The following is a 5,738-nucleotide window of genomic DNA, read 5'->3' as shown; positions in this document are numbered from 1 at the left end:
TAGCGGGCCACGAGCGCCTCGAGCACCTCGGCGATCCGCTCACCGGCCGGATCGAGGACAGCCTGGCCGGCCGGGGCATCAGCGGGGCTCCGGGCCACCGCCCCGGCAGTGGCGTCAACAAAAGGTCACCGTACGGCGTCGCGGACGCGGTCGACGATCGACGCGATCGGGCCGACGGTCCACTGCGCGACGGGTGACCCCGTGGTGGACGGGTGCGGGTGCGTGGGAGCGATCTTCTCCGCGGTGCGCAGCCGGCGGCCCATGCCTTCCAGCTGCTCCTCGCTACGGGCCGCGTGGACGCGCGGGAACTCCTCGCTCTCCTCGTGCTCGGCGTGGCGGGAGACGGCCCGCTCGAACTCGGCCAGCTTCCGGTCGAACTCGCCGCTGTGCACGTCCATCTTCTCCAGCGCCTTGAGCACCTGCGTGGACTCGCCCTCCTCCCGGTCGCGGGCCTCGGCGACCGCCCGGTCGACATCCCTGGTCACCGGCCGCAGAACCAGCTCCTCCGCTGTCTCGTGCACCGCGAGCAGCGCCCGCAGCTCGTCGAACGCCTGCTTCTTGTGCCCGCCCGCCGTGCTGCGCACCTCGGCGAACAGGTCGCGGATACGGGCGTGCTGGTTGAGCAGGACGCCCACCACGTCATCATCAGGCAGCTGGGCCGCACGGGCCCGCTCGACGTCGGCTTCGCTCATCGTCATGAGGTCCTCCTTGGCGTGCCGCCCCTCCTCGAAGGGCAGGTCGGGTTCGATGGGCATGCCCGCCTGCCCACCGCCAAACCCCGACCCGCGCCGGCCGCTCGGCGCGGGTCGGGATCTGGCGGCGATCGGCCGAGCCATCGGCGGGTCCGTCCCGGGCCGTCCTCGCCCTGTGCCGTCTTCGCCCTGTGCCGTCCCGCGGCCGGATGTGTTTCGGGCCCGGCGGCCAGGGGAGAGCGGAACTGGAGCGGAAGTCGTCGCGTAACTGCCGGTAACTCGTCGCTGCCGCCGTCGACCGACGGCGCGATCCCGGGCCGGCCCGGTCCCACACCCCGGACCCGGGCGGCGGGGAAGTCGGGGCGCAAGCGGGGTAAACAGCCCGGCGCGGACGGTATCTCGCTGGCGTGGAACGACGACGCGGTGAGGGTGGCGTGCCGGCCGGCCGGCCGGCTGGTGCGGCTGCGGGGCTGACCTCGCCGGCGCCGCCGGCGTGCGGGTCGTGCGGTCCCACCAGGTCGTGGATGTGCCGCTGGTGACCGCCACGACGACGCAGTACGACCTGGTCGCGGTCCGCTGCGGCTGCGGGCGGGAGCACGCGCCGACCCAGCCGGCCGGGGTGCCCCGGGCGCCGGTGTCCTACGGGCCGAACCTGCGGGCGCTTGTCGTCTATCTGCTCGTTTTCCAGCACCTGCCGGTCGAGCGCGCGGGGCAGCTCGTCGAGGCCGTGACCGGCGCGGCCCCGTCGCCCGGGTTCGTGCACGGGATGATCGCCCGCGGTGCGGCCGCCGTCGCCGGCACGGTCGAGGACATCAAGGAGAGCATCAAGGACGTGAATGTTTACCCCTGGTGTCGGGGAGCGCAGGCTGGCCGGTCTGCCGGATCCGACCAGCCCGGCGATCCGCTCCGCGCCCGTGAGTGAGTAAACCCTGCGGACGGCCCGCTGTGGAAATCTTTGACGGAATGCAAACAGGGACCCGGCCATTTCTAACGCCACGCTGGCGTTGCCCGGCTGGCGCGGCGGTCGTACATGGCCACGGCTGATGGCTACGACCGGCGCCGCGGCGGGTCCCGACGGGCCCGATCGGATCGCTCCGTGCGCGCTTGCCGTGTATGCCGGTACAGAGTTGATGCTGGGGCGGCATGCGCACACATGAGGTGGCCGAGCGGGCAGCGGTGAAGAGCCAGGCGTTGCGGTACTTGGCTGGACTTGCTGCACGCCGACGGCATCGAGGGAGCGGGGAAGGACATCGCTGATGAGGTTGACGATTCTGCCCGTCCCGGGCTGCCCGAACGTCGCGACGCGGCTGGCAACCTGGCCGGGTCACCGTCGCTGGCCCAGCTCCGCCACGTGCTTGATCCGCCGGCCGTGCTCGACCGCGACGGACCCTGACCTTCGTCGGGTTGCCAACCCGCATCACCGTCGCCGGTGCGGTGACGGTCGTGGCGATGCGGCAGTACCGCATAGACCTTGACCGGCACCGCAACGAGGCGATCTACGGCAGGCGCCGGCCCAACCAGCGCAACGGCCGGCCGATGACCGGATGCTGATGCCACCGCCGCCGCATGACCAGACGCCGGGCGGCCCGCAGCCCGTCACGCAGCCGGGAGGCGGGTGAGGGGCGCAGCTCGTCCTCACGGCCCCGGGCCTGCTGATGCAGGAAATGCGCGCATGACAGGCAGACCCCGACCTCGGGATGGCTCCCGAGCCGGACCAGGTCAGACTCCTGGTAGGTACCACCGCAGCACCAACAGGTGAGCGGCTCGGCGGCGTCTGACTCGGTAGCGGTCGTGGCTGTCGTCATGAGAGCCCTTCCTTTCATCCGATCAGGTCGCCGAGCAGATCCTCGCTGAGCCGGTCCACGTCGATTCCCTGCCCGGTCAGCAGCAGCCGAACTGGATGGGCCATGCCGACACGCAGGCCCAGGCGCGCGGCATCGCGGCGCCCCCGGCGGCCCAGCCCGGAGCCGAGCCGGTCGCGCGCGACGCGCAGCACACCATAGAGCAGGTGCTCGGGGCGGATCTCGGCCTCGCCGCGCCGGCCGGCGGTGGTGCAGGCGATGACCTGCGCCCGCCTGATCAGATACGGCGGCCCGCACAGCGGGTTGTGCTGGGCTCGTCCGCACCACCAGAGGCGCCGACGCACCCGCCGCGCGGCGTCGTGCACCGCCGATGTTCTACAAAGGTCCTGACACCTGCATGATGCCGGGGCTCGCTACTGCCTGTGTTCAGGTGGCAGGCTTCGGGCTGCTCCAAGCGTGACATGCGGGAGAGTCCGACCTCCGATTGTGGGAATGTAGCCTGTCGATTGTCGGCGCTGTGAACCAGCCGGCAGGGCGAGACACCCTGCCGCTGATCGCAAGCTGATTGCATGTAAATTTCGAGTATGCAGACAGCCCGTGTCCGCGTGGCGCGGCGCACGGCAGGCTTCCTCCGACCGGCCCGCGCATCGCGCTCACACATACAGGGATGGCGTCCCGAGCTGCCGCCCGGTCGTATGTTGCAGGTCCCCGGCCGCGGGGAGGTTTTCGTGCGGCAGACCCGGGCCGACCGGGACGGTGTACTGCCGGTGTTGCTGCTGCACGGGTGGACCTGGTCGCTGGACGTCAATTTCTTCGGGTTGATGCCACCGCTGTCCCAGCGGCATCCGATTGTCGGCCTGGACCAGCGTGGCCACGGACGCGGACTGCCGATCGCCGGGGAGTTCTCCATCGCCGACTGCGCCGAAGACGTCATAGCGGTGCTCGACGTCCTGAATATCGACCGTGTGATCGTATGCGGATTCTCCCTCGGCGGCTTGGTGGGAACGCATATGGCGTTGGCTCATCCGCAGCGGGTCGCGGGCCTGGTCCTGGCAGCTTGCGCGCTGAACTACCGGCAGAACCGCCGCGACCGCCTGTTGTGGACCGCTCTTGCGACGGCAGCCCCGCTGGCTCGCCTCAACCGGGGAAACTCGCTGCCCGCGCGCTACTTCGGAGCCAATCGGCGCAGCGGGACTGATGTGGTCAACCGATGGCCGTGGCTGCACGCCGAACTAACCCGTACCCCACTGGCCGCCGTCCTGGCCATGGGCCGTGCCGTGCAACGCCACGATCTGCGCGGACGTGTTCAACCGCTCCGAAACGTGCCGTCAGTCGTGCTGCTGACCGACAACGACACGCTGTGCCGCCCCGCCTTGCAACGGCAACTGGCCGACCAGCTCGGGGCACATGTCATCCCGGTAGCAGCCGATCATGATTTTCCGGTGGTCCATCCCGACCTGTTCGCCACTGCCATGCTGGACGCAGTTGCCAGGGTGAACGCCCGCGTGAGCGGGGCGTAGCGCTGCTCGGTCGCGCTCATTTCCGCGCCGTGCCTTCCCCAGGGCCTCGGCATGATGACTGATCCACAACTAGTAGGGCTTTGTTAGGTGACCAAAGGTGCGTGAATCCCTCGGCCCCGTGTCGGACCGGATCTGGGCGGCCGAATGACCTTCCTTCCGTTGGGCCTACCTGACCGCGTCGGCCAGAAGGTCGACCTGGCCGGGTTCCGGGTTGCACGGGAACAGCACCAACTCGTCGCACCCCGCCTCGGCGAAGGCGGCGACAGCGTCGCGGACCGCCCTGCCGTCGGTCAGCGCACCCGCCACCACCTGTTCGGCGTACGCTCCGGCGAACGCGTAGTAGTGCCGGAGGTAGCTCTCAGCATGTACGCGTGCCTGCGGCCCCAGGGAGAAGTAACCGAGTGCCGCCAGCCGTGGCCGATCCTTGCGGCCGCGGGCTTCCCACGCAGCCTTCGCCTGCGCAGCGGCCGGCCCGAACGCCTCCGGCGGCGCCCCACCCGCGATCCATCCGTCCGCGTGCTCGGCGGCCCGCTGGAAGGACCTCGGTGACTGGCCTCCGATCAGCAACCCGGGACGAGCCGGTGGAGTGGGCCCGATCGCCCCCGCGTCGCCGCGCGGCTCACCGGACCAGATTTCAAGCGTGTCCACCAGCATCTTTTCGAATCGTCGCCCCCGGCCATTAAAAGGAACGCCGCCGGCCTGGTAGTCGTCCTCCCGACCGCCCAGGCCGAGGCCCAGCACCAACCGGTTGCCGGAAAGATGCTGGATACTTGCGGCCTGCTTGGCGAACAACGCCGCATTGACCCGGTACGGAAGAATCGCGATGGCGGTCAGGAGCTTGATCCGCTCAGTCACCGCCGCTGCGGCCGCAAGCGTGATCAGAGGCTCGTCATTGAGGTAGACGAGACGGTCGATGACGCCGAGTGACAAGAATACGGAGCGGTCCGCCCGTTTGGCCCACTCGAGGATCTGGCTGCCTTCGACGCCGGGAATGGTGGAGGGCAACCCGATCGAGACGTCCATTTCCCGTACTCCCACTCTGGCGATTTCGGGTACTTTCCGGCATCGGGCATTTTGTGCGCGACCGGGCAACCATCCGTCATCCACAATATCCGTGGAGACGCTGGCGCCAGCGTAGCTGGCGGTGACCGCATGCACAACCGGTCGCCAGGTTCAACACAGCAAGCAGCAAAAGAGGGACTGGTGGTGTCCATTCACGGGTGTGACCTGTGTTGATGTTGTTTCAGGCGGCGGCTGGGACTGGTAGCCAGGGTTTGCCGGTCAGGGCGGTGCGGATGGCGTCGAGGGCACGCAGGCCGTGGTCGCGGGCGGAGACCAGGTAGGAGCGCACGCGGCAGTAGGCGGCCAGGGTCGCCTGGGTATGCCAGTATCCCGACGGGCACGTGATCATCTTCAAGTCCGACCCACACGACCTGGTTGGGTATGTCATAAAGTTCCCGGCTGTGTCCGGATCGGCGGAGGATGGCTACCGGCCGCGGGCCGGGCCCGGACCCGGACCCGGACCCGGACTGAAGGTCCTGCCCGGCGCGGCGACGGCGTTGCGGCTGTCGGGTGCTGAGGCGCTGCCCCGGCCTGCTGCGCCGCGTGCCGCTGAACGCCCCTCAGGGAGGGCGTCTAGCGGCGCATGTCGCGCAGCGCGGTGAGGACCTCGTCGGGTCCGACGCGCCACCGGTAGTCGCTGGAGACCGCGGCGAAACGGACGG

At 69.7% G+C, this 5,738-nt stretch carries 7 protein-coding genes; 2 read left to right on the top strand and 5 right to left on the bottom strand.

Annotation, left to right across the window (positions count from 1 at the left end):
* Positions 1-125 precede the first annotated feature (125 nt).
* A complete protein-coding gene (locus AC5LUJ_RS21005) occupies positions 126-698 on the bottom strand; it encodes a hemerythrin domain-containing protein (protein ID WP_250287006.1) in 573 nt (190 codons plus the stop codon).
* A gap of 529 nt (positions 699-1,227) precedes the next feature.
* Here AC5LUJ_RS21005 and AC5LUJ_RS21000 point away from each other — a divergent pair.
* Positions 1,228-1,614 carry a transposase gene (locus tag AC5LUJ_RS21000; protein WP_250287001.1) on the top strand — a complete coding sequence of 129 codons (387 nt, stop codon included), beginning with the start codon at positions 1,228-1,230 and terminating at the stop codon, positions 1,612-1,614.
* Between the two features lie 574 nt (positions 1,615-2,188).
* Here AC5LUJ_RS21000 and AC5LUJ_RS20995 read toward each other — a convergent pair.
* Both AC5LUJ_RS20995 and AC5LUJ_RS20990 read right to left on the bottom strand, forming a co-directional pair.
* A complete protein-coding gene (locus tag AC5LUJ_RS20995; RefSeq protein WP_250286999.1) occupies positions 2,189-2,497 on the bottom strand; it encodes a hypothetical protein in 309 nt (102 codons plus the stop codon).
* 14 nt (positions 2,498-2,511) lie between these two features.
* Positions 2,512-2,859, bottom strand: coding sequence for a hypothetical protein (locus AC5LUJ_RS20990; protein ID WP_250286997.1), 348 nt, complete (start codon positions 2,857-2,859; stop codon positions 2,512-2,514).
* Positions 2,860-3,222: 363 nt separating this feature from the next.
* Between AC5LUJ_RS20990 and AC5LUJ_RS20985 the strand changes: the two genes are divergently transcribed.
* Complete coding sequence (locus tag AC5LUJ_RS20985) at positions 3,223-4,014, top strand: alpha/beta fold hydrolase (RefSeq protein ID WP_493465577.1); 792 nt, start codon at positions 3,223-3,225, stop codon at positions 4,012-4,014.
* Between the two features lie 165 nt (positions 4,015-4,179).
* Here the strand turns inward: AC5LUJ_RS20985 and AC5LUJ_RS20980 are convergent, their stop codons facing one another.
* Both AC5LUJ_RS20980 and AC5LUJ_RS20975 read right to left on the bottom strand, forming a co-directional pair.
* Complete coding sequence (locus tag AC5LUJ_RS20980) at positions 4,180-5,037, bottom strand: LLM class flavin-dependent oxidoreductase (RefSeq protein ID WP_493465576.1); 858 nt, start codon at positions 5,035-5,037, stop codon at positions 4,180-4,182.
* 220 nt (positions 5,038-5,257) lie between these two features.
* Positions 5,258-5,425 carry a hypothetical protein gene (locus AC5LUJ_RS20975; protein WP_493465580.1) on the bottom strand — a complete coding sequence of 56 codons (168 nt, stop codon included), beginning with the start codon at positions 5,423-5,425 and terminating at the stop codon, positions 5,258-5,260.
* Positions 5,426-5,738 lie beyond the last annotated feature (313 nt).

This window comes from Protofrankia sp. CiP1_Cm_nod3, from assembly GCF_982290655.1.
The sequence above is the reverse complement of the archived record's forward strand: the minus strand, read 5'-3'. Positions and strand labels throughout refer to the sequence as shown.

Bases quoted from the DNA above. Each gene is read 5' to 3' on its own strand.
- AC5LUJ_RS21005 (WP_250287006.1), bottom strand. From the start codon at position 698: ATGACGATGAGCGAAGCCGACGTCGAGCGGGCCCGTGCGGCCCAGCTG.
- AC5LUJ_RS20975 (WP_493465580.1), bottom strand. From the start codon at position 5,425: ATGATCACGTGCCCGTCGGGATACTGGCATACCCAGGCGACCCTGGCC.
- AC5LUJ_RS20980 (WP_493465576.1), bottom strand. From the start codon at position 5,037: ATGGACGTCTCGATCGGGTTGCCCTCCACCATTCCCGGCGTCGAAGGC.
- AC5LUJ_RS20995 (WP_250286999.1), bottom strand. From the start codon at position 2,497: ATGACGACAGCCACGACCGCTACCGAGTCAGACGCCGCCGAGCCGCTC.